This window comes from Pseudomonas sp. TE21394 (assembly GCF_054057835.1).
This window is the reverse complement of sequence record NZ_JBSRZR010000001.1, coordinates 2458869-2484859: the sequence shown is the minus strand read 5'-3', so window position 1 is coordinate 2484859 and position 25991 is coordinate 2458869. Positions and strand designations below refer to the sequence as shown.

The following is a 25991-nucleotide window of genomic DNA, read 5'->3' as shown; positions in this document are numbered from 1 at the left end:
CTCAGCGACCGCGAACCGCTTGTTCCAGTTCGGCAAAGCTCGGGCGGTGCTTGGGGTACAGCACCTTGCGCCCGAATTCCACCGCCAGCGAAGGCGGCATGCCCGAGGCCGAGGCCACCAGCGAAGCCTTGATCGATTCGTAGAGGTTCAGCTCTTCCTTGGCATCGTGCTCCAGGCACTTGGCCAGCGGACCAAAGAAGCCATAGGCCGCCAGAATACCGAAGAAGGTACCTACCAGCGCCGCCCCCACATGGAGGCCGATGGAGGCCTGGTCACCATCGCCGAGCGAAGCCATGGTCACCACGATACCCAGTACCGCCGCAACGATACCGAAACCTGGCATGCCGTCGGCGATGCCGTTCACCGCATGGGACGGGTGCTCCAGCTCTTCCTTCATGCTCAACAGCTCCATGTCGAACAGACCTTCGAGCTCGTGCGGCGCCATGTTGCCGGTGGACATGATGCGCAGGTAGTCGCAGATGAATGCGGTCATGCGCTCGTCGGCCAGCACTGTCGGGTACTTGGCGAAAATCGGGCTGGCTGCGGCATCCTCGATGTCGGCCTCGATGGCCATCATGCCCTCACGACGGCTCTTGTTGAGGATTTCGTACACCAGGCCCAGTACTTCCAGGTAGAAGGCATGACTGAAGCGCGAGCCGAACATCTTCATCGACTTCTTGATGACGTGCATGGTCATGTAGCCAGGGTTGGCCTGCAGGAACGCACCAAAGGCCGCACCGCCAATGATCAGTACTTCGAACGGCTGGATCAGCGCCGCGATCTTGCCGTGAGAGAGTACGTATCCGCCGAGCACGCTCGCGAATACGACGATGATGCCGATAATTTTAGCCATAGGTTCAAAGCACTTGCTGTCGTGGTCAGGGGAAGAGACGGGAGCCTGAAAACTCTTCTTCTACTTATCGGCAGAACTGCGCCAGACTATAGCCACTCATTGCGAAAAGCCAGTTCGGACTGATGTCAAAATGACAATTGAAACCAAGGTGCCCGCTCAGGCCCCACGTACGCTAGAGGCCTGGGTAAAGCTGCTCGAGGGTGTTCGCATCCCGGTGCCGAAGCACAGCTACGACCGGGTCATGACCGCGATCCACGATAGCCGCCGCTCGCTGCGCGATATCGCCGAACTGATGCAGGATAGCCCGGCGCTGGTGCTGTCGGTGATGCGCGAAGCCAATCACCCCACCAATGCCAGCCTGGCCGAGCCGGCCGAGAGCCTGGAAGTCGCCATCAACCGCCTGGGCCTGGAGCGCAGCGAACAACTGCTCAAGCGTCTGCCTGCGCTGCCTGCGGAAGAGATCCCGCCGGTACTGTGCCAATTCCAGCTGATCAGCCAGCACGCCTCGCAGCAGGCCAGCGGCCTGTTCGCCAGCCGCCTGGCACGGCTATGGCAGGAAATTCACTGGGGCAGCCTGCTGTTCCTGGCACCACTGTGGCCGCTGGCGCTGGCCTACCCCAAGCTGCTCGACACCTGGGAACTGCGGGTTATCCACAAGGGCGAAGACGCCGCCCATGTCGAGGAACAGCTGTTTGGCGTGCGCATCATGACGCTGTGCCAGACCATGGCAGAGTACTGGCGCCTGCCACAGTGGGTGACCCAGGGTTATCGCCTGCTGCTGGAAGAACGCGAACAACTGGCCCAGGTGCTCAACATCGCCCGCGATCCGGACCTGCTCAGCCAGCAACATCGCCTGGACGCCGAGCCCGGCCTGCGTCGCTGGTTCAACCAGCCGGCCAATACCGTGCTTTTGGCCAACAACCTGGCCCTGGCGGCGCAGGTGGGCTGGGACAACCCGCACCTGCTGCGCTGGCAACTGTTGACCGCGCTGTACCTGCAGACCTCGCTGGAAGACGTGCAGCAGCAGGTGCACCAACAGGCAGCAGCCAGTGCCCGCCGCCATGCCCAGCACGCCCTGTTCCATCCGGCCGAAGCGCTGATCTGGCCTTGGCACCAGCGCCGCCCGCATCCGGACATGCTGACCTCGCCACCGCCCGGCAACGACGACCTGACGCGCTGGCGCAAGCTGTGCCAACACCTGCTGGCCCAACCCAGCCCGTTCACCAACGGCGTGCACCTGGCCACCCAGGTCCTTGAAGCCCTGTTGGCCTGCGGCATGCAGCGCGTCCTGCTGCTGAGCCTGGACAAGGCCAGCGATCAACTGCGTGTGCAGCAGTTCGCCGGCCTGCCCAAGGAGGTCGGGGCGCTTACCCTGCAGGTATCGCAGAACAAATTGCTGCAGAAGCTGCTGGCCCAGGCCGGCCAGTTACGCATTACCCCGCAGAACCACAGCCAGTTCTCGGCGCTGCTGCCGGCCCCACTGCAGGCCTTGTTCAGCAGCGAGCACGTGCTGCTGCGCTCGCTGGCGGTGAACGACCAGGTGTTGATGCTGATGGTGGCTGACCAAGGCAGCCGACCGCTGGCAGATGTCAGCGTGCAGGCTTTCGCCAAGACCGCACAATGCACCGAGCGGGCGCTGTCGGTGTTTGCCAACCGCAAGGCCTGAGCCTTGCGCTACAATCTCCCCCTCTTTGCAACTGGAGACCGTGGATGACTGACTTTTCCGGCCTGCCCCTGGTAATAGAAGCTGCAGACTTGCTGCCGCGCCTCGGTTCGCCACAGCTGATCCTGGTCGACCTGAGCAATAGCAACCGCTATACCAGCGGGCACATCCCCGGTGCACGCTTCGTCGAAGGCAAGCGCACCCAGCTCGGCCAGCCCCCTGCGCCCGGCTTGCTGCCAACCCAGGGCGAGCTGGAAAAACTGTTCAGCGAGCTTGGCCACCGCGACGATGCGGTGTATGTGGTATACGACGATGAAGGTGGCGGCTGGGCCGGGCGTTTCATCTGGCTGCTCGATGTGATCGGCCACAAGCGCTATCACTACCTGAACGGCGGCATACAGGCCTGGCCGGCCGACAAACTCTCCACCGAAGTGCCCGCCAGCGCTAACACCCCCGTGCAACTGCGCATCGACACGGCGCCCACAGCCACCCGCGAGTACCTGCAAAGCCGCCTGGGCGCGGAAGACCTGGTCATCTGGGATGCCCGTGGCCCGCAGGAATTCCGCGGCGAGAAAGTGCTGGCAGCCAGGGGCGGCCACATTCCCGGTGCCATCAATTTCGAGTGGACTGCCGGCATGGACCTCAACGACCACCTGCGCATCCGCCCGGACATCGCCCAAGTCCTGCAGAACCTGGGTATCACCCCCGACAAGGAAGTGATCACCCATTGCCAATCCCATCGCCGCTCCGGTTTCACCTACCTGGTGGCCAAGGCCCTCGGCTACCCACGCGTCAAGGCCTACGCCGGCTCGTGGAGCGAATGGGGCAACCACCCGGACACGCCTGTAGAAGTCTAAGGAACCTGCATGAAATCCCGTTTGTTCATCATCAGCCAGTACCTGCTGCCGCACCATCTGCTGTCGCGCCTGGCAGGCTGCATCGCCGAATGCCGTGTACGCTGGTTCAAGAACGCCTTTACCGCCTGGTTCGCCAAGCGCTACCAGGTGAACATGGCTGAAGCCCTGGTCGAAGACCTGAGCGCCTACGAGCACTTCAATGCGTTCTTCACCCGCGCCCTGAAGCCAGGCGCACGCCCGTTGGACGAAACCCCGGGCGCCATCCTGTGCCCGGCCGACGGTGCCGTCAGCCAGCTTGGTCCGATCGAGCACGGCCGCATATTCCAGGCAAAGGGCCACGGCTTCAGCGCCCAGGAACTGCTGGGCGGTGACCCGGCGCTGGCCGCACCGTTCATGGGTGGCGAATTCGCCACCATCTACCTGTCGCCGAAGGACTACCACCGCGTACACATGCCGCTGGCCGGTACCCTGCGCGAAATGGTCTATGTGCCGGGCCGCCTGTTCTCGGTCAACCAGACCACCGCTGAAAACGTCCCTGAGCTGTTCGCTCGCAACGAACGCGTGGTGTGCCTGTTCGATACCGAGCGCGGGCCGATGGCCGTGGTGCTGGTAGGTGCGATGATCGTCGCCTCGATCGAGACCGTGTGGGCCGGGCTGGTGACGCCGCCCAAGCGCGAGCTGAAAACCTTCCGTTACGACGAAGCCAGCCGCGCGCCGATTCACCTGGAAAAAGGTGCCGAGCTGGGCCGCTTCAAGCTGGGCTCGACCGCTATCGTGCTGTTCGGGCCAGAGCAGGTGAAATGGGCCGAGACGCTGGGTGCCGGCTCGGCTGTACGCATGGGGCAGCAGTTGGCGATGCCTGTGCAGGCCTGATTCAAGCAGCATGAAAAAGGCCCTGCACGAGCAGGGCCTTTTTATTGGGGCCGCTACGCTGCCTCCAGGTCGCGATCAGCCGCGTGCGTCGCGGTCACGCACGCCGAGCAGGTACAACACACCATCCAGCCCAAGGGTGGAAATCGCCTGTTTGGCCGACTGGCGCACCAGTGGCTTGGCACGAAACGCCACGCCCAGGCCAGCCAGTGACAGCATCGGCAGGTCGTTGGCACCATCGCCCACGGCAATGGTCTGTTCCAGCTCCAGGCCTTCTTCGCTGGCCAGCTTCTGCAGTAGCTCGGCCTTGCGCTGAGCATCAACGATGGGTTCCACGGCCACGCCGGTCACCTTGCCGTCGACCACTTCCAGCTCGTTGGCAAACACGTAGTCGATACCCAGGCGCGCCTGCACCTGGCGCGCGAAGTAAGTAAAGCCACCAGACAGGATCGCGGTCTTGTAGCCCAGGCGCTTGAGCTCGGCGAACAGGTTCTCGGCCCCCTCGGTCAGGCGCAGCGAAGCGCCGATTTCGTCCAGCACCCCGACGTCCAGGCCTTTGAGCAGGGCCATGCGCTCCTTGAAGCTGGCGCGGAAGTCCAGCTCGCCACGCATGGCGCGCTCGGTGATTGCCGCCACCTGGTCGCCCACACCAGCGGCCTTGGCCAGTTCATCGATGACTTCGGCTTCGATCAGCGTCGAGTCCATGTCGAACACCGCCAGACGACGGTTGCGGCGGAACAGGTCGTCCTTCTGGAAAGCGATATCAATGCTCAGTTCCTCGGCCAGGGCGAAGAAATCGGCACGCAGGGCCTGGCCGTCGCTCGGCACACCACGCACGGAGATCTCGATGGCCGCCTTGCCTTTGCCAGTCTGGGCATCCAGCGCGACACGGGCCGACAGGCGCTCGATACGCTCGATGGTCAGGCCGTACTGGCTGATCACCGCACTCACCCGCTGCAGTTGCTCGGGGGTGACCTTGCGGCTAAGCAGGGTGACGATGTGGCGCGCCTCACCCTGGCCGTCGGCCCAGTGCTGGTAGTCGGCCTCGGAAATCGGCGTGTAGCGGGCCTGCAGGTTCAGTTCGTGGGCCTTGGCCTGCACGCTTTGCAGCAGGGCAGTGGCCACTTCGTTGTCCGGAAGGTCGACCAGGATGCCGAACGACAGGGTGCCGTGCATGACGGCCAGGCCGATGTCGAGGATACTCACACCGCCCTGCAGCAGGACGCCGGTGATGGCCGCAGTGAGACCGGGACGGTCCTCACCGGTGATGTTGATCAGGACGATTTCGCGCACAACCTGGCTCCGACTTCGATGAAAAATGCGCATTCTACCGATTTTCCGTGACCATCGGGCGCCGACGATACTTTGCCGACAAAACCCGGCTCGCTATACTCCCCACACTTTCATGCCATTAAGAGCCGAGCTCAGTGAACCGGCCCACGCCCGTCAAACCAGACAACTTCTTCCTGATGATCTATCGCGCCCTGAGTCAACGTCGCGTGCCGCTGGCACTGCGCATCGCCTGCACCAACATTTTCCTGGTGGCACTGGCGCTGGTGATCTACGCCTGCGTGATGGGCCTGCAATTCAAGCAGGCCATGCACGAGCAGGCCGATGCCCTGGGCCAGAGCCTGACCACCCAGACCGCCACCTCGGCGACCGAACTGCTGGTGGCCAACGATATCCTCAGCCTCAACGTGCTGCTGGGTAACCTGGTGAAGAACCCGTTGGTAGCCCATGCCGCCATCTATAGCGTGGACAACCGCATTCTCGCCGAAGCCGGCCAGCGTCCGCGCAACAGCCTGCTGGGCGAGGCCGAAGGCCTGTACCAGACCAAGATCACCTTCCAGGACGTGACCGCCGGGCAACTGCGTATCAGCCTGGACATGAGCCAGTTCCAGCAGCCGATGCTTATCAGCTTGCAGAGCATGGGCATCCTCGCCGCCATCCTGCTGGTGCTGGCGCTGACCCTGAGCCTGCGCCAGGGCCGCTTCATCACCTTGCCGCTGCTGCAATTGCGGGTCTGGCTGCGCGACCCGCAGCCCCATACCCCGGCTACCGACCGCCAGGACGAGATCGGCGATATCGCCCGCCAGCTGCACGCACGCCTGGCGCCGCCGCCACCACCGGAGCCGGAGCTGGAGGAAGAAGACGACGAGCATTTTCACGACCTGCAGGACGCCCCTGTCGCAGCGAAAGCCGCACCACGCGCCAAGGTTGCCGCCCAGGCCGATGAAGATGACGACGAGGCCTTCGCCGGCCTGCTGGACGACGACAACGCCCCACGGGTTGCCGTGGTTGAGTCCGACGAGCCGCAGTTCACCGCCGTGCTTGCCGTACAGCTGGGTTCCCAGGAACAGCTGCGTCGCCTGCCACGCACGCGCCTGACCGAGTTGACCGAGCGCTACCGCGACTGCCTGGAGCACGCGGCCTCGCTCTATGACGGCGAAACCCACACGCTCAACGACGGTAGCACCTTGGTGCTGTTCCACAGCCGCGACTGCGGCGAGGAGTACCTGACCAACGCCATCTGCTGCGGCGAGCTGCTGCGCGCCCTGGGCCATGCCCTGCAGATCGAGGTGGCGGACAGCGGCATCACCTTGCAGTTGCAACTGGGCCTGGCCTTGGGTAACGACCTGCAAGGCCTGGAGCTGGTAGACCTGCTGATGACCGAGAAGGCCCAGGACGCGCTGGCGCTGTCGCAACACAGCCGCAACCTGTTGCTGGTGGAGCGGCAGATCAGCGATGACACGCTGATTCGCCAGCGCGCCCGCATTCGCCCGATTGCCAGCCCGGAAGGAGCCTGCTGCGTGGAGCGGTTGATGGAGCCCTACCCATCGATGCTGGAACGGCAGTTGACGCGGATGCACGAGCGTAGGGCCTGACAGATGTAGATACCTGTTCGCGATGCCAACCTTTCGACAGGTTTACTGCAGCCATAAAAAAGCCCGCACCAATGCGGGCTTTCTTATAACTGACGGTTCGATCAGAACCGATAGACTTCCATATCGGTACGAATCGGCGCAGCCATCGGGATCTTGGATTTCTCCGGAGTTTTTTTCACCTGTACCGGTGCAGCTGACTTCTTGGGCGTTTCTTCGGCAATCGCAGGCTGATTGGCCAGCGGTTTCACTGCGGTGCTCAGCTGTTCGGCCAGCTTCTGCAGCAATTGGCCCTGGGCCTGCACCTGCGACGCCTCACTGCCCTCGTGCTGTTGCTCAAGGTGCACGATGCGGTTGTCGCGCACATGACCACGGCGGTCCAGCAGGCGCCACTGGGCGTCCAGGATGGCCGGCTGGTCCTTGCCCGAATCCAGGCGAGTGATCGATAGCAGCACTTGTACATCCGGGGTGAAGCCGGCAGTCGCCGGAGCCAGCACCACGCGCTGGCTGTCCAGACGCCAGGCAAGCTGGCGCACCAGCAGCTGGTCGATATCTGCCGAAAGGCTACCAGCCCAACGACCGTCGGTCGCCGAGCTCAGGCTGCCGTCGGCCTGACGCTGCAGGAATGTCTCGCGTTGCAGGTAATCGGCTACCGATACCGGGCCGAGTACCACGGCCATGCCTGCACTCTGCGAAGGCTGGCCAGGATCACCACTGTCGAGCTGGTACAGGGCAACCGGCTGGTGCATGGTGCACCCGCCAAGGCCCAGCAGGCCAGTCATCAACAGCGCAAATGGAAGGCGCAGAAGTTTCATCATCCCATCCAGGCGGTCGCCAACAGGCCAACCGCAGTGATACACGTAGATTCAAACGGGCACACGGCCACGCCGGCACCGCAAGGGCCATATCATCCGCGAAATAACCGTCCGACTCCAGCATTTCTGCCCGGAACAGCGCTGAAATTGCCGTTCCAGACATTTCAAGCGGTCAAGCCGGCACTTCCACCTGCAATCCGTCGACTCGCTGGAACCCGCGCGGCAGCTTGCTGCCACGCCGTCCACGCTCGCCCTTGTAATGCTCCAGGTCGTCCGCTTTCAGGGATAGGGTACGCTTGCCGGCTTGCAATACAAGTGTCGCACCCTCGCCTATCACAGCAAGATCGGTAACAAATTCTTCACGGCTGGCCACTCGATCGCCGGGTATACCGATGATCTTGTTGCCCTTGCCTTTACCCAGCTGGGGCAGATCGCTGACCTTGAATACCAGCAGACGGCCTTCGGTAGTCACCGCTGCCAGCCAATCCTGCTCGCGGTTGGCCACCGCGCGGGGGGTCATGACCTTGGCGCCGTTGGGCAGGCTGAGCAAACCCTTGCCGGCCTTGTTCTTGGCTTGCAGGTCCTCACCCTTGACCACGAAGCCGTAGCCGGCATCCGAAGCTACCACGTACAGCGCCTCGTCATCAGGCAGCAGCACGCATTCAAACGTGGCCCCCGGTGGTGGCGTCAGGCGCCCCGTCAGCGGCTCACCCTGGCCACGCGCCGACGGCAGGCTGTGGGCGGCCAGCGAATAGCTGCGGCCGGTGGAATCGATCAGCACGGCGAATTGGTTGGAGCGCCCGATGGCTGCGGCCTTGAAACCATCGCCCGCTTTGTACGACAGGCCGGTGGCGTCGATGTCGTGGCCCTTGGCGCAGCGCACCCAGCCCTTTTCCGACAGCACCACGGTAACCGGCTCGGTCGGCATCAGCTCGTTTTCCGACAGCGCCTTGGCTTCGGCGCGCTCGACGATCGGCGAGCGGCGATCGTCGCCATAGGTTTCGGCATCCTTGATCAACTCGCTGCGGACCAGCTTGCGCAGCTTGGCGTCGCTACCCAGCAGGGCCAGCAGTTTGGCCTGCTCCTTCAGCAGTTCGTCCTGCTCGCCACGGATCTTCATCTCTTCCAGACGCGCCAGCTGCCGCAGGCGAGTCTCGAGAATGTAGTCAGCCTGGATCTCGGTCAGGTCGAAACGGGCGATCAGGGCCTGCCTGGGCTGGTCCTCGGTACGGATGATGTGGATCACTTCATCCAGGTTGAGGAACGCGGTGAGCAAACCTTCCAGGAGGTGCAGGCGCTTCTCCACCTTGTCCAGACGGTGCTGCAAACGGCGACGAACGGTAGCGGTGCGGAACTCCAGCCACTCCAGCAGCAACGCACGCAGGTTCTTCAGCTGTGGCCGACCGTCCAGGCCGATAATGTTGACGTTGACCCGGTAGGTACTCTCCAGGTCGGTGGTGGCGAACAGGTGTTGCATCAGTTCGTCGACGTCGACGCGATTGGAGCGCGGGATGATGACGATGCGGCACGGGTTCTCATGGTCCGACTCGTCGCGCAGGTCGGCGACCATCGGCAGCTTCTTGGCCTGCATCTGCGCAGCGATCTGCTCCAGCACCTTGGCCCCGGAAACCTGGTGCGGCAGTGCAGTGACGACGATATCGCCATCTTCCACGCGGTACACCGCACGCATTCGGATCGAGCCGCGGCCGCTTTCGTACATCTTGAGGATTTCTGCCCGCGGCGTGACGATCTCGGCCTCGGTCGGGTAGTCCGGCCCCTGGATGTGCTCGCACAGCTGCTCGATGCTGGCCTTGGGCTCGTCCAGCAGGCGCACACAGGCCGTAGCCACTTCCCGCAGGTTATGCGGCGGTACGTCGGTGGCCATGCCCACGGCAATACCGGTGGTGCCATTGAGCAGAATGTTCGGCAGACGCGCCGGCAGCACGGCCGGCTCCTGCAAGGTACCATCGAAGTTCGGCACCCAGTCCACGGTGCCATGGCCGACTTCGCTGAGCAGCACTTCGGCATAGCGCGACAGCCGCGCTTCGGTGTAGCGCATGGCGGCGAACGACTTCGGATCGTCCGGCGCACCCCAGTTGCCCTGGCCGTCGACCAGGGTGTAGCGGTAGCTGAACGGCTGCGCCATCAGCACCATGGCCTCGTAGCACGCCGAGTCGCCGTGGGGGTGGAACTTGCCGAGCACGTCGCCGACAGTACGCGCCGATTTCTTGTGCTTGGCGTCGGCATCGAGCCCCAACTCGCTCATGGCGTAGACGATGCGTCGCTGCACCGGCTTCAGGCCATCGCCGATGTGCGGCAGGGCGCGGTCCATGATCACGTACATGGAATAGTTGAGGTAGGCCTGTTCGGTGAAGTCAGCCAGCGAGCGGCGTTCGACGCCGTCCAGGCTGAGTTCCAGTGAGTCGCTCATGCGGGCCTCGTCATTTCAGGTTCTGGCGCAGCAGCATGGTGCCGCCGCGCTGGGTAAATTCAAGTTGTTTCAGGGCACTCATGCCCAGCAATACGGTTTGCCCGTCCAGGCCCGGCACCACAATGGCGCGTACGTCCTGCAGGCGGATGTCCCCCAACTGCAGGCTGGCCAGGCGCGTCCGGTAGCCTTCGGTGCGGCCGTTGGCGGTACTGAGCTGCACCGGGCTACCACGTTCCAGGCTCAATTCGCGACCGAGCGCCTCGGGGATGGCCACGTCGGTGGCGCCGGTGTCGAGCATGAAGTGCACGACCTGGCCGTTGATCGCACCATCCATCACGAAGTGGCCCTGGCCATTACCCAGCAGGCGCACTTCGATAAAGCCTTCGCCATGCGACGACTGCACCTGCGCATTGGGGTTGCGCTGGCGGTCCTCCCACTGGCCGAAGAAACGTGTGGCAAGGAACAGCGCCGCAGCCCAGGCGACGAACATCAGAACCTTGCCAGCCCGCCTGCCCGGTGCCTGGCTCATGGCTTGGCGCTCCAGCCACCTTGCGGCGCGTCGAAACGCCAGACGATCGGCCGTATCTCGCCATCGGCACGCGCGCCGTTGTTGTTATCCACGCCGATCCAGGCGCCCTCGGCATCGATCACCAGGGCCTCGGCCAGACCATACGGCTGTTGATAGCGGCGCGACTCGATCAGGGCGTCGGCAGCGAACGACCAGCAGCGCTCGACCGCACCGCTGTCGGCATCACGCCGGCACACCCGGTAGGCGTTGCGCTCGAGGGTGAACAGCTTGCCCTCGAACCAGGCCAGGTCGGCAAAGTCGCGCGACAGGGCCCGGGCATCAGGCATTTGCGCCGGTTGCATCTCGACCCCGGCTTCGCTGAGCAGGACACAGCTGCGGCCACAGGCCCACACCGACTGCTGGCGTTCGATCGCCACCAGGCCACGGCGCTCGCGCTCGGCAGCCAGCCACAGGCGGTCGCCCGCCGGGTTGATGGCCAGGCCTTCGAACAAGGCATTGAAGTTCAGCAGCATGCCGCTGGCCCGGGCCTGACGCACCATGGCCGGGTCGATCTTCAACCAGCCCGCCTGGTCATCCGGTGGCAATTGCAGTACGCCGGCATTAGCCTCGCTGACCAGGTACAGGTTGCCGGCCTGGTCGCAGGTGATGCCTTCCCAGTCCAGTTCGCCCCCGCGGATATACGACGCCGCCCAGTTGCGCGACTTCAGGCCCCACGGCAGGCCGCTGTCCGGCGCCGGCGGCGGGGTGAAGATGAGCGGCTGCGCGCGCCAGGCCGCGTCCTGCCGGTCGAAGCGGTAGATGCGGTCGTCGTCGCGGTCGGACACGCCCCATAACCCGCCCCGGCACTCCGCCAGGCCAGACAGGTTGCCCCCGCGCATGCCGTCAATCGGGTATTCGGCCCTCAGCTTCAGCTCTGGCCAGTCGCCCGCCGGGCTTGGCAGGGCAACCAGCATCAGGCAGGCAGCCAGAAGCCGCCGAATCAAACCATGACCTCGGCCAGGTTGCCCTTGGTTTCCAGCCAGCTCTTGCGATCGCCCGCGCGCTTCTTGGCCAGCAGCTTGTCCATCAGCTCGCAGGTGGCCTGTACATCGTCCAGGGTCAGTTGCACCAGGCGCCGGGTATTCGGGTCCATGGTGGTTTCACGCAGCTGGGGCGGGTTCATCTCGCCCAGGCCCTTGAAGCGGGTGACCTGCGGCTTGCCGCGCTTCTTCTCGGCCACCAGGCGGTCGAGGATGCCATCGCGCTCCGCTTCGTCGAGGGCGTAGTAGATTTCCTTGCCCAGGTCGATGCGGTATAGCGGCGGCATGGCCACATACACATGCCCGGCCTCGACCAGGGCGCGGAAATGCTGGACGAACAGCGCGCAGAGCAGCGTGGCGATATGCAGGCCGTCAGAGTCGGCGTCGGCGAGAATGCAGATCTTGCCGTAGCGCAGTTGCGCCAGGTCGCTGGCCCCCGGGTCAACGCCGATGGCCACGGCGATGTTGTGCACTTCCTGGCTGGCCAGCACTTCACCGCCGTCCACTTCCCAGGTGTTGAGGATCTTGCCGCGCAACGGCAGGATCGCCTGGAATTCCTTGTCGCGCGCCTGTTTGGCCGAACCACCGGCCGAGTCACCTTCGACCAGGAACAGCTCGGCGCGCATCGGGTCCTGACCGGCGCAGTCGGCCAGCTTGCCGGGTAGCGCCGGGCCCTGGGTGATGCGCTTGCGCTCGACCTTCTTGCTGGCCTTGAGTCGGCGCCCGGCGTTGCTGATCGCCAGTTCCGCCAGTTGCATGCCCAGTTCGGGGTGGGCGTTCAGCCAAAGACTGAAGGCGTCCTTGACCACGCCGGACACGAACGCCGCCGCCTCGCGCGAGGACAGCCGCTCTTTGGTCTGCCCGGAGAATTGCGGATCCTGCATCTTCATCGACAGCACGAAGGTGATGCGTTCCCAGACGTCTTCCGGCGCCAGCTTCACGCCGCGCGGCAGCAGGTTGCGGAATTCGCAGAACTCGCGCATGGCATCCAGCAGGCCCTGGCGCAGGCCGTTGACGTGGGTGCCACCCTGGGCGGTGGGGATCAGGTTGACGTAACTTTCCTGGATGCTGTCACCACCTTCGGGCAGCCACAGCAAGGCCCAGTCGACGGCTTCCTTATTACCGGCCAGGCTGCCGCAGAACGGCTCGTCGGGCAGGCGCTGGAATTCGTTGACCGAGTCGACCAGGTAGGAACGCAGGCCATCCTCATAGTGCCACTCGACCTTTTCGCCGCTGGCCTTGTCCTCGAAACTGACCAGCAGGCCCGGGCACAGCACGGCCTTGGCCTTGAGCACGTGCTTGAGGCGGCTGATGGAGAACTTCGGCGAATCGAAGTACTTGGGGTCGGGGCTGAAGTACACGCTGGTGCCGGTATTGCGCTTGCCGACCGAGCCGATCACTTCCAGCTCGCTGGCCTTGAAACCGTCGGCGAAGGTCATCTGGTATTCGTTGCCGTCACGTTTGACGCGCACGCGCACCTGGGTCGACAGGGCATTGACCACCGAGATGCCCACCCCGTGCAGACCACCGGAAAACTGGTAGTTCTTGTTGGAGAACTTGCCGCCGGCGTGCAGCTTGGTGAGGATCAGCTCCACCCCGGACACGCCTTCTTCCGGGTGGATGTCCACCGGCATGCCACGACCGTCGTCGCTGACTTCCAGCGAGTGGTCGGCATGGAGGATAACCTGCACCGAACGGGCGTGCCCGGCCAAGGCTTCGTCGACACTGTTGTCGATGACTTCCTGGGCAAGGTGATTGGGGCGGCTGGTGTCGGTGTACATGCCTGGCCGCTTGCGGACCGGGTCAAGGCCCGAGAGGACTTCGATGGCGTCTGCGTTATAGGCGCTAGCGCTGGGATTGGCCATGGGGTCTCGTCGTCAGTCTGGTGAATGCAAGAAAGTCAAAATACAGAAAAATCGAGCGCTGCATACTGCCCGCGCGCAATGCCGGCGAAGGCCAGCAGTGCCGGCAGGCGCTCGGCGAAGCCCTGGAAACTGTGGTCACCACCAGCCTGGATGCGCAGGGCACAGCCACGGTAATAGCGCTCGGCGTGACGATAGTCCAGGGTTTCATCGGCGGTCTGCAGCCACACTTGATAGCGGCTGGGGTCCACCGGGGCCGGTACCTCCAGCTCGGCCAGCGCCTGCACGTGATCGTTGGTCAGCTCCCAGGTTTCACCACTGTAGTGATTGCGCTGGGTGCCCAGGTAGCCGTCGAAATGCTTGTGCGGCGTCACCGCCGGGTTGACCAGCAGGGCCTTGAGGCCATGGTGCTCGGCCAGATGGGTGGCATAGTAGCCGCCGAGCGAACTGCCTACCAGCAGAGGCGCACCCAGTTCGGCGATGGCCGCTTCAAGCTGGGCGATGGCCTGGCGCGGGTGGTGGTGCAGGGCGGGCACGCGCAACTGCCCAGCCATGCCGAGCTGCTGCATGACGGCCTCGAGCTGGCGTGCCTTGGTCGAAAGCGGCGAGCTGTTGAAGCCATGGATATAGAGGATGGAACCCGACATGCTGCCCCCGGTAATCTGTGGCCTGGCGCCTGATGATGCGGGCGCAGGGACGCGCAGTGTAGCGCGTTCGGCGGGTTTTGACGCAGCGTCACGGGTTTCGCAACAATTTTGCCCCGCTTGGCTGACGCGGGCCCGGAAGGAGCGGCCGCGCCTGCAGTCGCAGCTCAGTAGCCCGGGCTGTCGAAGTCGAGCTTCACTGCGAAGTCCGACGCCCGCTCCACTCCAGTCTCCAGCCACCCGTCGGCGTGCAGGCGCAACCAACGGTAGCCAGGCTGTTCTTCACTGACCTTGAAGTCCTCGCTGCCTGCCGCGAACTGAATGCAGGTGGACGGTGTGGCCAGCAATCGGCGACCCGCGCGCATTTCATCCCATGGCTGGTGCACATGCCCCCAGAGCAACGCCCGCACCTGTGGATAAGCGTCGACGATAGCGAACAGCGCCTGCGCGTTGCGCAAGCCGATCGGCGCGATCCAGGCACAGCCGATGTCCACTGGCTGATGGTGGAGACACACCAGGCAGTGCCGGTCGCCCGCCGACTTCAGGGCCGCTTTCAGCACCGCCAGCTGCTCATCCTGCAACCACCCATGTGTCGCTCCGGGCACCGCTGTGTCGAGCATAACGATGCGCCACGCACCGATATCGGTCACTGCCTGCATGAATTCCGGGGCGACCTGCGCCATCACCCGCGCCTCGTCATGGTTGCCTGGCAACCAGCGAGTGGGCACGGCGAACGGCGCGGTAAGCTCGCGAAACGCTTCATACGACGCCACGCTGGCATCCTGGGACAGATCACCGGTACACAGCAGCAGGTCGACAGGTGTTTGCTCGCGGCGCACCTGGGCTATCACATGGCGCAGGCTGTCACGGGTATTGAGCCCGAGCATGCTGCCGGCCGGGTCAGCGAACAGGTGGGCATCGGTCAGTTGCACCACATGCACGGGGCGCGATTGGTCTGGCTGCGGCAACGGCCGTCTCCTCTAACGGATTCAGCACGAATTATGGCTGCACATCGGTTACGAGCAAACACCCGCAGCCGACCCACGTCACAATTCCGCGATCGTCAGCGAACGCTGGCCAGTTCGTGGCCGCAGGCCAGGCAGTGGCTCAGCCATTCGCCGAGGAACAGGTTGAGCTGGGCCTTTTCGTCCGGCTGGTGCATGGCCGCGTTGGGATAGGGGTAGATGCTGCGCAGGCGTCGGGCATGCTCGGCACTGACCACTTCGGCCATGCGGGCATCGTGGTACACCTGCACTTCCAGATGCGGCACCGGCAGCCATGGCAGGCTGTGCTCCTGGCGCACATGCAGGGTGGTGGTGTACGGGCACGCGAGCACCACGTCGAGCACCAGCACGCCAAGCATCTGGTCGCCCTGCGTCATGCCGATGCGGCGCGAACTCTGGGTGGTGCGCATGTCGGGCAACAGGCGCATCAACCGGGCGTAGTTGGCCTCGCAGGCTGCCTGCAGCCCGACCAGGTCGACCCGATAACGTTCGCGCAACAGGTTCACTTCCACATACCTCGTACTTCGTCGCGGTTCAGCGCCAGCCATTGCAGGCCGATGATGGTAGCCGCGTTGCACACACGCCCGTCGCGCACGGCTTGCATGGCATCCTCGAACGACCACACCCGCACGCGAATGTCTTCACCCTCCTCCTCCAGGCCATGCAGGCCACCTGCACCTTCGCTGCTGCAGCGGCCGAGGAACAGGTGTACGTATTCATCACTGCCGCCAGGCGACGGGAAGTAACGGGTCATCGGCCACAGCGCGGTGAAGGCCAGGCCAGCCTCTTCTTCGGCTTCGCGGTGGGCGACCTGCTCAGGTTGCTCGTCCTTGTCGATCAACCCGGCAACCATCTCGATCAGCCAGGGGTTGTCAATCTTGCCCAGGGCCCCTACCCGGAACTGCTCGATCAGCACCACTTCATCGCGTTGCGGATCATAGGGCAGCACGCACACTGCATCATGGCGCACGAACAGTTCGCGGCTGATCTCGCGGCCCATGCCACCGGCGAACAACTCGTGGCGCAGGTGTACCTTGTCGAGCCGGTAGAAGCCCTGGAAGCAGTTATCGCGCTTGACGATCTCGACCGCCCTGGGTACTGAGTTCAACGTATCTGACATGGGAATCCTCATTACCTCGCTTACCAGCATCGCGCCATCCTACTCTGCACGCCAGCGGGTTTCACCCCTTTCCGCTAACCGTTCGCGCAGTCGGGACAGCGCGCCAGCTCTCTGTTAGCTTAGTGGCGAACTGAAGGCCGCGCAGACGGTCAAAGGCCGACTTTCCCTGTTCTGCAAGGATCACCATGACACTTGTCAAACTGACTTCCGTGGCCGTGCTGGCCCTGGCCCTGGGCGCCTGCCAGAGCCTGTTCACGCCCAACTATCGGGCGCCGCTCGAGGTCAAGCGCGAAGCCTGGGAGCATGTCAAACCCGGCTGCAGCGAAAGCGACTGCCCGCTGGTGAACATTGACACCATCCATTTCCCGACCTTGCCGAAGCTCGACGGCATCGTCGAGAAACGCCTGCTGCAGCTGACCGAGGACAACCAGCGCGGCAATTCGCCAACTACCCTGCAAGCCTACGAGCAGCAGTACCTGGCCAGCGCCGACAAGCGCAACAGCAGCTACCTGCAGGCCAAGGTACGCGAGCAGCATGACGGCTTGGTGATCATCGAGCTGTCCAGCTATCTGGACAGCGGCGGCGCTCACGGCATGCCCGGGCGCGGCTTCATCAACTATTCGCGCAAGCTGGACAAGGTGCTGACCCTGCAGGACATGCTGGTGCCCGGCCAGGAAGACACTTTCTGGAAAACCGTCGAGGAATCGCACCGCGCCTGGCTGATGAGCGTGGGCATGGACAAGGACACCGAGTTCCTCAAGACCTGGCCGTTCAAGCAGTCGCCGCACATCGCCCTGACCTACGGCGCGGTGGTGGTGAAGTACGAGGTCTATGCGATCGCACCCTACTCCATGGGCCACGTGGAACTGAAGATCCCTTACCCACGCCTGAATGGCGTGCTCAAGCCTGAGCTGTTTCCCGGTCGCGGCTGAAACCCAGCAGCCCGTGCACCAGCCCTGCCAGCAGCAATGCCGGCAGGGTCGCCCCCAGGTCGGGGGCCTGTGTGGCGATGCCATGATAAGCCGCCACGCCCACCACCCAGGCCAGCAGTGCCTGCCAGTGCAAGCCACTCTCGTGCACTGGCAGGCGACGACGACGGATCAGGTAGTGGTCCACCAGCACCACGCCGAACAGCGGCGCGAACACTGAGCCGATCAGCAACAGGAAGTGCTCGTACTGTGCCAGCGGCGCCAGCACGGCGATCAGCGTGCACAGCACGCCAATGACCAGCGCCAGGTGTTCGACCTTCAGGCGCACCAGCACGCTGCTGGAAACGGCCGCAGAATGGATGTCGGCGAAAGCCTTTTCCGACTCGTCCAGCAGAATCAGCAGCAGTGGAATGCCCATGCCTGCGCCCGCCAGGGCCAGCAGCAAGGCGTTGACCTCGCCACTGGCGGCGAAGGCCAGGGTGTAGGCCACGCCCAGGCTCATCAGCCAGGCATTGCCGATGAAATAGCCGATTACCGTACCGCCGAACACAGACTTGCCGTTGCGGGCGAAACGCGAGTAGTCGGCGATCAGTGGCAGCCAGGACAGCGGCATGGCAATGACGATGTCGAAGCCCACGGCCAGCGACATCGATCCGTCCCCGGCGCGGCCCCACAATCCAGCCAGGTCCGCCTTGACAAACAGGTTCCAGGTCAGCCACAGGCATGCACCCAACAATAGCCAGATGCCCCACGCACGCAGCACCTTGCGGACGAAGGCCAGTGGCCCGCTGACTGCCAGCAAGGTGGCCAGGGCGCCAAAGCACAGGGTCCAGAGCATCGGGCTGTTCCAGGCGCTGGCTTCACCGAACGCCCGCGCGCCCAGCAGGCTGGCGGCATCGCGCATGACGACGATCTCGAACGCACCCCAGCCCACCAGTTGCAACAGGTTGAGCAGCGCTGGCAGGCGTGCGCCATGGCTGCCCAGGCTGAGTTTCAGGGTGCCCCATGGCCGACAGGCCGGTATCGCTACCGATGACACCCGCAGCGCCCAGCAACAGCACGCCCATACCCGTACCCAGGGCAATTGCCAGCATCGCGCCAGTAAGGCCCAGGCCTGGCGCCAGCATGGCGCCGACCTGCAGCACCATCAGGCCAATGCCGAGGGAGAACCACAGCGAGAACAGGTCGCGGGTGCCGAAGATGCGCTGGGCGGTGGGGACCGGGTGTTCGGGTGAGAATTGGCTGGGTGATGTCATGCTTGCAGGCACTCGGCAAGGTAGTTTGATTGGACGCGTGATAGAGCCTTGTGTCGCGAAAGGGCCGCAAAGCGACCCCGGCTTTTCAGCTTCACGACTGAAATTGCCGGGACCGCTTCGCGGCCCATCACGACCCGACGCTGCTCCTACACAGGGTTAGCGCTGCGGGTCAGACCTTGTGGTACAGCTGGCTGCCTTCCTGGCGGAACCGCTCAGCCTGCTCGCGCATGCCTTGCTCGACCGTGACGTCCACGGTTTCGATCTTGGCGGCATACTCCCGCACTTCCTGGGTGATCTTCATCGAGCAGAACTTCGGCCCGCACATCGAGCAGAAATGCGCGACCTTGGCCGACTCCTTCGGCAGGGTCTCGTCGTGGAAGGCACGGGCGGTATCCGGGTCCAGGCCCAGGTTGAACTGGTCTTCCCAACGAAACTCGAAGCGCGCCTTGGACAAGGCGTTGTCGCGAATCTGCGCGCCCGGGTGGCCCTTGGCAAGGTCGGCAGCATGCGCGGCGATCTTGTAGGTGATGATGCCGGTCTTCACGTCATCCTTGTTCGGCAGGCCGAGGTGCTCCTTGGGCGTGACGTAGCAGAGCATGGCGCAACCGAACCAGCCGATCATCGCCGCACCGATACCCGAGGTGATGTGGTCGTAGCCTGGGGCGATATCGGTGGTCAACGGGCCGAGCGTGTAGAACGGCGCCTCGTCGCAGCACTCCAGCTGCTTGTCCATGTTTTCCTTGATCAGTTGCATCGGCACGTGGCCGGGGCCTTCGATCATGCACTGCACGTCGTGCTTCCAGGCAATCTTGGTCAGCTCTCCGAGGGTTTCCAACTCACCGAACTGCGCGGCATCGTTGGCGTCGGCAATCGAGCCCGGGCGCAGGCCGTCGCCCAGCGAGAAGCTGACGTCGTAGGCCTTCATGATTTCGCAGATCTCTTCGAAATGCGTGTACAGGAAGTTTTCCTTGTGATGCGCCAGGCACCACTTGGCCATGATCGAGCCACCGCGGCTGACGATACCGGTGACGCGCTTGGCAGTCAGCGGCACATAACGCAGCAGCACGCCGGCGTGGATGGTGAAGTAGTCCACGCCCTGCTCGGCCTGCTCGATCAAGGTGTCGCGGAACAGCTCCCAGGTCAGGTCTTCGGCTACACCATTGACCTTTTCCAGGGCCTGATAGATTGGCACGGTACCAATCGGCACCGGCGAGTTGCGGATGATCCACTCGCGGGTTTCGTGGATGTGCTTGCCGGTGGACAGGTCCATGACCGTGTCCGAACCCCAGCGGATGCCCCAGGTCAGCTTGGCCACTTCTTCCTCGATCGAGGAACCCAGTGCGCTGTTACCGATGTTGCCGTTGATCTTCACCAGGAAGTTGCGGCCGATGATCATCGGCTCCAGTTCCGGGTGGTTGATGTTTGCCGGAATGATCGCGCGACCACGGGCGATTTCCTGGCGAACGAACTCGGGGGTGATTTCCTTGGGAATATTGGCACCGAAGCTGTGGCCGGCGTGCTGCTCGTTCAGCAGGCCGGCAGCGCGGGCCTCCTGCAGCTTCATGTTTTCACGGATGGCCACGTATTCCATCTCGGCAGTGATGATGCCTTTGCGGGCGTAGTGCATCTGCGAGACGTTGGCGCCCGCCTTGGCACGGCGCGGGTTGCGCACATGGGCGAAGCGCAGCTTGGCCAGTTCGGCATCGTTCAGGCGCTGCTGACCGAAGTGGGAACTCAGGCCGTCCAGGCGTTCCGTATCACCGCGGGCTTCGATCCACGCGGAACGCACATCGGCCAGACCCTTGCGTACATCGATGACCACGTTGGGGTCGGTGTACGGGCCGGAAGTATCGTAGACCAGAACCGGAGCATTGGCCTCGCCACCGAAATCGGTCGGGGTATGGTCCAGGCTGATTTCGCGCATGGGCACGCGGATGTCGGGGCGCGAGCCTTCGACATACACCTTGCGCGAACGCGGGAACGGTTGCACGGACTGCTGATCGACTTGTGCCGATTCGCTGAGGTTTATCGCTTTTTCTTGTTTGGTCATCACAGGCTCTCCAGACGGCTTCCTAGCAGTGGAATGTCGGGGTGAACCTGAAAGGCGCGGACGCACCCCTTCATGGGTGCAGTGCCGGATATGGGGTGCCTGAAGCTGCATGCAGCCGCGACATTCCCGGACCTGGCACAAGAGGCTGGCCGGGAAGGCGAGCAATCTTGTTCCCTACGCAGGCGCTAACCTGATCAGGTTCAACGGGATCCGCAACTTTGCGATCTCAGCCTTTGCTTCAAGGCACCCCGACAAGAACATGCGCAGTCTAGACTGGAGTGGTCGGCAAAGCCAAGCGGGTAAATGCGCGGGTGATGAAAGGCACACCGAGCGATTGTTGCCAGGTGCGCATGGCACTACACTGGCGCGGCGCTCGATACTCAACAGTTCAGTAATTCAATTTTCGTACAAGGATTGCCTCTATGCTGCGCAAACTCTCACTGGCGATAGCCGTGTCTTGTGCGTCCAACGGAGTGGTCTGGGCAGCGGACGTGCCCTCTACAGTGAAAACCGACCTGGTCAGCGTCTATCAGGAAGCCGTGGACAACAACGCCGATCTGGCCGCAGCCCGCGCCGATTACGGTGCCCGCCGCGAAGTGGTGCCGCAGGCCCGAGCCGGGTTGCTGCCAAACCTGTCTGCCGGTGCCGAGATGATGAACACCCGCACCAAGCTGGATGAGCCATCGATGACCTCCAACCGCAGTGGCAATTCATGGAGCGCGACCCTGGCCCAACCGATTTTCCGCGCTGACCGCTGGTTCCAATTGCAGGCCGCCGAGGCCGTCAACGAACAAGCGGCACTGGAACTGTCCGCCACCGAGCAGAACCTGATACTGCAAACCGCTCAGAACTACTTCGCCGTGCTTCGTGCCCAGGACAACCTGGCTGCCACCAAGGCCGAGGAAGCAGCGTTCAAGCGCCAGCTGGACCAGTCCAACGAGCGCTTCGATGTGGGCTTGTCGGACAAGACCGATGTCCTGCAGTCGCAGGCCAGCTACGACACTGCGCGCGCCAACCGGATCATTGCCGAACGCCAGGTACAGGATGCCTTCGAAGCACTGGTTACGCTGACCAACCGTGAGTACACGTCGATCCAGGGCGTGGTCCACACCCTGCCGGTGCAGGTACCTACCCCGAACGATGCCAAGGCCTGGGTCGAAACCGCCGGGCGCCAGAACCTCAACTTGCTGGCAACGAACTATGCGGTGTCTGCGGCCGAGGAGACGCTGCGCCAGCGCAAGGCAGGTCATGCACCGACACTGGATGCGGTAGCCAAGTACCAGAAGGGTGACAACGACAGCCTCGGCTTCACCAACCCGTCCCTGCCAGGGGTGCGTTACAGCGGTGATGTCGAGCAGACCAGCGTCGGCCTGCAGCTGAACATTCCGATCTACAGTGGCGGGCTGACCAGTTCGCAAGTGCGCGAAGCCTACCAGCGCCTGAGCCAGAGTGAGCAGCAGCGCGAGAGCCTGCGTCGCCAGGTGGTGGAAAACACCCGCAACCTGCACCGCGCAGTGAACACCGACGTGGAACAGGTTCAGGCGCGCAAGCAGTCGATCATCTCCAACCAGAGCGCCCTGGAAGCCACCGAAATCGGCTACCAGGTGGGTACCCGCAACATCGTCGACGTGCTCGACGCCCAGCGCCAGCTGTATACCTCGGTGCGCGACTACAACAACAGCCGCTACGACTACATTCTCGACAACCTGAGCCTGAAGCAGGCAGCCGGCACCTTGAGCCCGCAAGACCTTCAGGACCTCAAGCAGTACCTGAAACCAGACTACAACCCGGACAAGGACTTCCTGCCGCCGGACCTGGCTGCTGCAGCGGCGAAGAACTTCGAGCGACGGCCGTAGGAATATGTCGGGCGCCTCACCGAAAGACGGCGAGGCGCGCGACCTTGCCGTCATAGTCAGACGGGGACGGGAGAGACCTGCAGCTTGGCAATGAGAAAATCATTGCCATATTCCGTGTCTGTATGGTTTTCGATAGTAATGCTGGTCAAATCATCCTTTACCGTGAAGATGCCAGAAAAGACTTGCCATTCATGGAGTCGGGAAAGTGTCACTTTTTCGATCACCACGTCCCCCGAAGCCTTCACTTCCAGTTCAGGAGGATTGCCCGGGTAATCCAACATCACCGTCATGGAAAACTCGTACTTTTTGTCACGCACCAGCAGGGGGTATTCTTTTTTCAAAAATACGCCTTTATGCCCAGCTTCAATTTTGTGTGTATGAAGATAAAGGACCTTACCTTCATCCTGGGTGTCCCGGAATTCAAGCCTGTAATCTTCACGCATTACCCAGCCATTCAAGCGCTCTTCATCCTCACCTGTTTCAAAATCGGTGACATCAACCGCTGAACGAAACATAAACTGAGAAAATCTATAATCATTCCCATCCAACTCAGGGTTATGATTAGCTATTTCAATGAAAAACGAGCCATCATCCTGCTCGACATCAATAGAACCGTAGTAATTCGACCAGCGATCCTCACTCTGTTGCCATAGGTTCGTCTCTTGAATAATAAACCTGCTTCCCGCGGGATTTTTGCCCACTACAGAAATACGCGCCGGACTTAGCTCACTGACACTCCGGGCGCGCATGCCAAACTGATAGCTCCCCGGCACTAAGCCGACGTATTGCTTTTTAAGTACGATGCCGTCCGCCTTTTTTTGAATGGTTGGAAAATCCAGCACATAGCCCTCCTGGCCTTCTGGAATGATCTTCGCCTCTTCACCGACGAAGTCACTGACCTCCCATCCATTCATAGCCCGATCAGCAAAATCAGTGAAATCGCTATAACTTTTAACTGCCATGTTCGACACTCCCTTGACATTAAGCCATGCCAAACAAAAGCTAGATGAAACTGCTTTAACGTGAAACTGGCAATACTGACAGTTGACAGCGTTCCTGACTATCAGCGACCTGTTCAGCCTCACGTACAATCTGCGCTTTCACTTATGAAGCAAGTCACCAAGCCCCTTCAGCAACCGTTGCAACGCGCCCTGGTTGGCCCGCATCACCGACCTGCCCGCCTCGCCCATGCGCTGCGCATCCTGCGGCAATTCGATCAAACGCCGCACCGCCTCGGCCAGCCCTTCGGCATCGTCCACCTGTTGCAGCGCCCCCGCCTCACGCAGCATGGCGCTGATTTCGAGAAAATTGAACACATGCGGCCCCATCAGCACCGGCAAGGCCAGTGCTGCGGGCTCCAGCGGGTTGTGCCCACCAGTCGCTACCAGGCTGCCGCCAACGAAAGCAATGTCGGCCAGTGCATAGAGGAACAGCAACTCGCCCATGGTGTCGCCAACCAACACCTGCGTCTGCGCATCGACAGAGGTACCGACCGAACGACGCACGCTGGTGAATTGTTCGCTGCACAGCGCATGCACCGCAGCGAAACGCTCGGGGTGACGCGGCACCAGGATCAGCAACGCATCACCATGCACCTGCAACAACTGCCGATGCGCCTGCAGGATCAGGGCATCTTCGCCTTCATGGGTGCTGGCGGCGATCCACACCGGGCGCTGGTCGGCACCCCACTGTTCACGCAACGCCCTGGCACGCGGCAGCAGTTGCTCGTCGATCTTCAGGTCGAACTTGATCGAACCGGTGACCTGCACGCACTCAGGACGCGCGCCCAGGTCACGGAAGCGCCGGGCCTCGGTTTCGGTCTGCACGGCGATCAGGCTCATCTCGGCCAGCATCGGCCGGGTCAGTTTGGCAAAGCGCCCATAGCCACGGGCCGAGCGCTCGGAAAGGCGCGCGTTGGCCAAGGCCACCGGGATGCTGCGCTTGGCGCACTGGTGAATGTGGTTGGGCCATAGCTCGGTTTCCATGATGATGCCCAGCTTCGGCCGGACATGATCGAGGAAACGCCCCGCCGCCCAAGGCAGGTCATAGGGCAGGTAGCAGTGCTGCACGCATGGCTCATCGGCGAACATGGCGCGAATGCGCTCGGAACCGGTCGGGGTCATGCAGGTCAGGGTGATCGGCAGCCCCGGGTAGGCCTTGAGCAAGGCACGCACCATGGGCGCCGCAGCGATGCTTTCGCCCACCGAAACGGCATGCACCCATATGCCGCTCTGGCGCATGGCCGGCAGCTTGCAGGCAAAGCGCTCGCCGATGCGCTGGCCATAGGCCGGCGCCTTGCGCGAACGCAGGTAGAGGCGCAGCGCAACCAGCGGCAGGCCCAGGTGAAACAGCAGGGTATAGAGTGTTCTGTTCATGGCGGCGGAGTTTACCCGATCGCACGCAGGTGTACTGCAAAGCGCTCGGCCAGCCACTGCGCGGCGGGCCCCAGTGGCTGGTCACGGCGCCAGGCCAGCTCTGCCACCAAGGCCGGCGGACACCACTCGCTGTCCAGTTCTACCATGTGTGCCTGGTAGGTCGGGTACTGCACCACGTGCCGTGGCAGCCACGCCCAACCCAAACCGCGCATCAACAGTTCGGCCATGGCATAGAAGCTATCGGCACGCCATACCTGCGGGCTGATCGCCTCACCACCGGGGTAGCCACTCTGCTGCGGAGTGATCAGCAACTGTCGGTGCCGGGCCAGTTGTTGGCGGGTTACCCGACCTTCGCCTGCCAGCGGGTGGCCGACCGCGCACACGGTGACCATTTCCACACTGCCCAGGGCGCGCCGCTCCAAGGAGGCCGGGATACGTTCGTGGTTGAAGAACAAGCCCAGGTCGGCGCGTCGCTCCACCAGCTTGCGCGCCACATCGCCTTGGGCGCCACTGGCCAACTGCACCTCCAGGAACGGGTAGCGGCTGGCCAGCTCGTCGAGGCTGTCGATCACCGGCTGGTAGGGCATGGCCTCGTCCTGAGCCACCCGCAGCAGAGCCTCCTGGCCGCGCATCAGCGCCAGCGCACGGCCATCCAGGCGCTCGCACTGGCGCAACAGCTCACGGGCATCTTCCAGCAGGGCACTGCCGTTTTCAGTCAGCCGGGGCTGGCGGCCACTGCTGCGCTCGAACAAGGTGACCCCCAGGTCGGTTTCAAGCAGGGCTATCGCGCTGCTGATCGCCGACTGGGCTTTGCGCTGTTCGCGGGCGACGGCCGAGAACGAGCGCAGTTCAGCAACCCGCAGGAACGTGCGCAGCTGTTCGAGGTTCCACTGCTCGGCCATCGACCTATCTCCCGTATAGATAGGTAATGACTTTACCCCATTCAAGGTAAGTCTAGAATCTGCCGCCAGTTACC

At 63.1% G+C, this 25991-nt stretch carries 21 protein-coding genes, 1 pseudogene and 1 riboswitch; of the genes and pseudogenes, 6 read left to right on the top strand and 16 right to left on the bottom strand.

Annotated elements, in window-relative coordinates:
- Position 1 precedes the first annotated feature (1 nt).
- Positions 2-853, bottom strand: a complete 852-nt coding sequence (gene motA, locus ACVWZT_RS11445) for a flagellar motor stator protein MotA (protein ID WP_296233862.1) — start codon at positions 851-853, stop codon at positions 2-4.
- Between the two features lie 130 nt (positions 854-983).
- Here motA and ACVWZT_RS11440 point away from each other — a divergent pair, with 130 nt between their 5' ends.
- The 3 genes from ACVWZT_RS11440 to asd are packed head-to-tail and all read left to right on the top strand — an operon-like array spanning position 984 to position 4246.
- Complete coding sequence (locus ACVWZT_RS11440; RefSeq protein ID WP_457469394.1) at positions 984-2519, top strand: HDOD domain-containing protein; 1536 nt, start codon at positions 984-986, stop codon at positions 2517-2519.
- 44 nt (positions 2520-2563) lie between these two features.
- The gene (locus tag ACVWZT_RS11435) at positions 2564-3373 is read left to right on the top strand and encodes a rhodanese-like domain-containing protein (protein WP_296233858.1); all 810 of its coding nucleotides are present in this window, start codon (positions 2564-2566) and stop codon (positions 3371-3373) included.
- A 9-nt stretch (positions 3374-3382) separates the two neighbouring features.
- On the top strand, positions 3383-4246 hold the full coding sequence (gene asd / locus ACVWZT_RS11430; RefSeq protein ID WP_296233856.1) for an archaetidylserine decarboxylase: 864 nt from the start codon (positions 3383-3385) through the stop codon (positions 4244-4246).
- Positions 4247-4321: 75 nt separating this feature from the next.
- On the opposite strand, the gene serB is transcribed toward asd, so the two are convergent.
- Positions 4322-5536 carry a phosphoserine phosphatase SerB gene (gene serB / locus ACVWZT_RS11425; protein WP_296233855.1) on the bottom strand — a complete coding sequence of 405 codons (1215 nt, stop codon included), beginning with the start codon at positions 5534-5536 and terminating at the stop codon, positions 4322-4324.
- A gap of 134 nt (positions 5537-5670) precedes the next feature.
- On the opposite strand from serB, the gene ACVWZT_RS11420 reads away from it, so the two are divergent.
- Positions 5671-7128, top strand: a complete 1458-nt coding sequence (locus ACVWZT_RS11420) for a histidine kinase (RefSeq protein WP_457469391.1) — start codon at positions 5671-5673, stop codon at positions 7126-7128.
- Positions 7129-7229: 101 nt separating this feature from the next.
- Here ACVWZT_RS11420 and ACVWZT_RS11415 read toward each other — a convergent pair whose 3' ends face one another.
- The 9 genes from ACVWZT_RS11415 to ACVWZT_RS11375 form a co-directional block, all read right to left on the bottom strand.
- On the bottom strand, positions 7230-7940 hold the full coding sequence (locus tag ACVWZT_RS11415) for a PqiC family protein (protein ID WP_457469389.1): 711 nt from the start codon (positions 7938-7940) through the stop codon (positions 7230-7232).
- Between the two features lie 172 nt (positions 7941-8112).
- On the bottom strand, positions 8113-10371 hold the full coding sequence (gene parC / locus ACVWZT_RS11410) for a DNA topoisomerase IV subunit A (protein WP_457469388.1): 2259 nt from the start codon (positions 10369-10371) through the stop codon (positions 8113-8115).
- A 10-nt stretch (positions 10372-10381) separates the two neighbouring features.
- Positions 10382-10900, bottom strand: a complete 519-nt coding sequence (locus ACVWZT_RS11405; protein WP_296233850.1) for a retropepsin-like aspartic protease family protein — start codon at positions 10898-10900, stop codon at positions 10382-10384.
- Positions 10897-11883 carry an esterase-like activity of phytase family protein gene (locus tag ACVWZT_RS11400; protein WP_457469386.1) on the bottom strand — a complete coding sequence of 329 codons (987 nt, stop codon included), beginning with the start codon at positions 11881-11883 and terminating at the stop codon, positions 10897-10899. The genes ACVWZT_RS11405 and ACVWZT_RS11400 overlap by 4 nt, the downstream gene beginning before the upstream one ends.
- Complete coding sequence (gene parE / locus ACVWZT_RS11395; protein ID WP_225779454.1) at positions 11880-13784, bottom strand: DNA topoisomerase IV subunit B; 1905 nt, start codon at positions 13782-13784, stop codon at positions 11880-11882. Before parE ends, ACVWZT_RS11400 begins: the two co-directional genes overlap by 4 nt.
- Before the next feature lie 35 nt (positions 13785-13819).
- Positions 13820-14428 (bottom strand): YqiA/YcfP family alpha/beta fold hydrolase, encoded by a 609-nt coding sequence (locus tag ACVWZT_RS11390; RefSeq protein ID WP_457469384.1) that lies wholly within the window; start codon positions 14426-14428, stop codon positions 13820-13822.
- Positions 14429-14592: 164 nt separating this feature from the next.
- Positions 14593-15393, bottom strand: coding sequence for a 3',5'-cyclic-AMP phosphodiesterase (gene cpdA / locus ACVWZT_RS11385; RefSeq protein ID WP_457469383.1), 801 nt, complete (start codon positions 15391-15393; stop codon positions 14593-14595).
- A gap of 95 nt (positions 15394-15488) precedes the next feature.
- Positions 15489-15941: a DUF1249 domain-containing protein gene (locus ACVWZT_RS11380; protein ID WP_114170587.1), complete on the bottom strand. Its 453-nt coding sequence runs from the start codon at positions 15939-15941 to the stop codon at positions 15489-15491.
- Positions 15932-16549 (bottom strand): NUDIX domain-containing protein, encoded by a 618-nt coding sequence (locus tag ACVWZT_RS11375; protein ID WP_296233845.1) that lies wholly within the window; start codon positions 16547-16549, stop codon positions 15932-15934. Before ACVWZT_RS11375 ends, ACVWZT_RS11380 begins: the two co-directional genes overlap by 10 nt.
- A gap of 185 nt (positions 16550-16734) precedes the next feature.
- On the opposite strand from ACVWZT_RS11375, the gene ACVWZT_RS11370 reads away from it, so the two are divergent.
- Positions 16735-17481, top strand: coding sequence for an RsiV family protein (locus ACVWZT_RS11370; protein ID WP_296233843.1), 747 nt, complete (start codon positions 16735-16737; stop codon positions 17479-17481).
- On the opposite strand, the pseudogene cytX reads toward ACVWZT_RS11370, so the two are convergent.
- Together cytX and thiC are read right to left on the bottom strand one after the other, a co-directional pair.
- Positions 17450-18734, bottom strand: a pseudogene (gene cytX / locus ACVWZT_RS11365) (putative hydroxymethylpyrimidine transporter CytX). The gene ACVWZT_RS11370 and the pseudogene cytX overlap by 32 nt on opposite strands.
- A 169-nt stretch (positions 18735-18903) precedes the next feature.
- A complete protein-coding gene (thiC, locus tag ACVWZT_RS11360; RefSeq protein WP_457469380.1) occupies positions 18904-20784 on the bottom strand; it encodes a phosphomethylpyrimidine synthase ThiC in 1881 nt (626 codons plus the stop codon).
- 154 nt (positions 20785-20938) lie between these two features.
- Positions 20939-21045, bottom strand: a riboswitch (TPP riboswitch).
- A 161-nt stretch (positions 21046-21206) separates the two neighbouring features.
- Between thiC and ACVWZT_RS11355 the strand changes: the two genes are divergently transcribed.
- Complete coding sequence (locus tag ACVWZT_RS11355; protein ID WP_457469378.1) at positions 21207-22640, top strand: TolC family outer membrane protein; 1434 nt, start codon at positions 21207-21209, stop codon at positions 22638-22640.
- A 56-nt stretch (positions 22641-22696) separates the two neighbouring features.
- Here ACVWZT_RS11355 and ACVWZT_RS11350 read toward each other — a convergent pair whose 3' ends face one another.
- The 3 genes from ACVWZT_RS11350 to ACVWZT_RS11340 form a co-directional block, all read right to left on the bottom strand.
- Positions 22697-23602: a carbohydrate binding domain-containing protein gene (locus tag ACVWZT_RS11350; protein WP_457469377.1), complete on the bottom strand. Its 906-nt coding sequence runs from the start codon at positions 23600-23602 to the stop codon at positions 22697-22699.
- A 138-nt stretch (positions 23603-23740) separates the two neighbouring features.
- On the bottom strand, positions 23741-25015 hold the full coding sequence (gene waaA, locus ACVWZT_RS11345) for a lipid IV(A) 3-deoxy-D-manno-octulosonic acid transferase (RefSeq protein ID WP_457469375.1): 1275 nt from the start codon (positions 25013-25015) through the stop codon (positions 23741-23743).
- An 11-nt stretch (positions 25016-25026) separates the two neighbouring features.
- Entirely contained in the window at positions 25027-25917 is an 891-nt protein-coding gene (locus tag ACVWZT_RS11340) for a LysR family transcriptional regulator (RefSeq protein ID WP_457469373.1), read from the bottom strand.
- Between the last annotated feature and the right edge of the window lie 74 nt (positions 25918-25991).

What these genes read in the sequence shown, in the direction of transcription:
- ACVWZT_RS11340 (WP_457469373.1), bottom strand. Translation starts at nt 25,917, where the DNA reads ATGGCCGAGCAGTGGAACCTCGAACAGCTGCGCACGTTCCTGCGGGTT.
- asd (WP_296233856.1), top strand. Translation starts at nt 3,383, where the DNA reads ATGAAATCCCGTTTGTTCATCATCAGCCAGTACCTGCTGCCGCACCAT.
- ACVWZT_RS11375 (WP_296233845.1), bottom strand. Translation starts at nt 16,549, where the DNA reads ATGTCAGATACGTTGAACTCAGTACCCAGGGCGGTCGAGATCGTCAAG.
- ACVWZT_RS11435 (WP_296233858.1), top strand. Translation starts at nt 2,564, where the DNA reads ATGACTGACTTTTCCGGCCTGCCCCTGGTAATAGAAGCTGCAGACTTG.
- ACVWZT_RS11390 (WP_457469384.1), bottom strand. Translation starts at nt 14,428, where the DNA reads ATGTCGGGTTCCATCCTCTATATCCATGGCTTCAACAGCTCGCCGCTT.
- motA (WP_296233862.1), bottom strand. Translation starts at nt 853, where the DNA reads ATGGCTAAAATTATCGGCATCATCGTCGTATTCGCGAGCGTGCTCGGC.
- ACVWZT_RS11355 (WP_457469378.1), top strand. Translation starts at nt 21,207, where the DNA reads ATGCTGCGCAAACTCTCACTGGCGATAGCCGTGTCTTGTGCGTCCAAC.
- ACVWZT_RS11415 (WP_457469389.1), bottom strand. Translation starts at nt 7,940, where the DNA reads ATGAAACTTCTGCGCCTTCCATTTGCGCTGTTGATGACTGGCCTGCTG.
- waaA (WP_457469375.1), bottom strand. Translation starts at nt 25,015, where the DNA reads ATGAACAGAACACTCTATACCCTGCTGTTTCACCTGGGCCTGCCGCTG.
- thiC (WP_457469380.1), bottom strand. Translation starts at nt 20,784, where the DNA reads ATGACCAAACAAGAAAAAGCGATAAACCTCAGCGAATCGGCACAAGTC.
- ACVWZT_RS11350 (WP_457469377.1), bottom strand. Translation starts at nt 23,602, where the DNA reads ATGGCAGTTAAAAGTTATAGCGATTTCACTGATTTTGCTGATCGGGCT.
- parC (WP_457469388.1), bottom strand. Translation starts at nt 10,371, where the DNA reads ATGAGCGACTCACTGGAACTCAGCCTGGACGGCGTCGAACGCCGCTCG.
- ACVWZT_RS11440 (WP_457469394.1), top strand. Translation starts at nt 984, where the DNA reads ATGACAATTGAAACCAAGGTGCCCGCTCAGGCCCCACGTACGCTAGAG.
- parE (WP_225779454.1), bottom strand. Translation starts at nt 13,784, where the DNA reads ATGGCCAATCCCAGCGCTAGCGCCTATAACGCAGACGCCATCGAAGTC.
- ACVWZT_RS11370 (WP_296233843.1), top strand. Translation starts at nt 16,735, where the DNA reads ATGACACTTGTCAAACTGACTTCCGTGGCCGTGCTGGCCCTGGCCCTG.
- ACVWZT_RS11405 (WP_296233850.1), bottom strand. Translation starts at nt 10,900, where the DNA reads ATGAGCCAGGCACCGGGCAGGCGGGCTGGCAAGGTTCTGATGTTCGTC.